Genomic DNA, 234 nt, shown 5'->3' with positions numbered 1-234 from the left:
CCCCTGCATTGGCGGCGGTGCTGCCCGTCAGATCAGCGAGCGAACCCGCAGCTCTTTGGGCATTGAAAAGGTGATGTTCTCTTCGCGCCCGTCCAGCTCTTCAGCGCCAGTGGCGCCCCAGGCCCTGAGCTGTTCGATCACGCCACGCACCAGCACTTCGGGCGCAGAAGCACCGGCGGTGATGCCGATCCGCGCGGTCTGGTCAAACCAGCCGCGTTGCATGTCCTCGGCACC

General features: G+C 65.8%; 1 pseudogene. It reads right to left on the bottom strand.

Features of this window, described 5'->3' with window-relative positions:
- Positions 1 to 27: 27 nt before the first annotated feature.
- Positions 28 to 234: pseudogene (ispH, locus tag SB719_RS22730) on the bottom strand (4-hydroxy-3-methylbut-2-enyl diphosphate reductase); the annotation flags it as partial.

This window comes from Pantoea sp. SIMBA_079 (assembly GCF_046940275.1).
In the GTDB taxonomy this organism is placed as follows: domain Bacteria; phylum Pseudomonadota; class Gammaproteobacteria; order Enterobacterales; family Enterobacteriaceae; genus Pantoea; species Pantoea borealis.
Note: the sequence above shows the minus strand (reverse complement) of the source record. Positions and strands in the feature narration are given on the sequence as shown.